Raw genomic sequence first — 713 nt, 5'->3', positions numbered from 1 at the left:
GTGTCGAAGGTGTTGATTACGAAGCGGATGTAAACCCAGCTGTAGAAACAGACTTCATTCAAATCTAATTGATTGGAAAGATATGCAAAAGGCGCTCATTGAGCGCCTTTTTTGTACTTATTGAGCCGTTTCATCAAACTCAAACCGGTTAACTCAAAATTATCAAAATCGTACCAGCTAGCGTCATCAGGATGTTGGCTATCGCATAAGTACCCGCATAGCCAAGAGCAGGGATAGTCGATTTCGCGTATTCGTTTACGACATCCATCGCTGGTGCACAAGTACGTGCGCCAATGATCGCCCCGAATAGCAATGCGCGGTTCATCTTCAAAATGTATGCACCAACAAGGTAAGCAATCACAACAGGCACGACACTAACAATAAACGCAAGGCCGATCACCTGTGGGCCAACTTGAGTCAAGTGCTCGAACATCTTGCCACCAGCACTCAAACCGATACCGACCATAAAGAACATTAAACCAAGATCTTTGACCATGTTTAACGCGCCTTGCGGTACGTAGCCGAAAGTAGGGTGGTTGGCTCTAAGGAAGCCTAGTGTAATACCTGACAGCAAAAGGCCTACTGCATTACCTAAGCTAAACGATACTTGGCCAAATGTCATGGTCACTAGGCCAAACATAATGCCAAGAATAAAGAAGCTACAGAACGCCAATAAGTCGGCCATTTGGCTGTGAATCGAGATGAAACCGATT

Annotated in this window: 1 pseudogene; it reads right to left on the bottom strand. The window is 45.3% G+C overall.

The features are described 5' to 3' along the window. Positions 1-148: 148 nt before the first annotated feature. Positions 149-713 (bottom strand): annotated as a pseudogene (locus R7R24_RS26905) (transporter); the annotation flags it as partial.

It is taken from the genome of Vibrio sp. 704 (assembly GCF_033339295.1).
The sequence above is the reverse complement of the archived record's forward strand: the minus strand, read 5'-3'. Positions and strand labels throughout refer to the sequence as shown.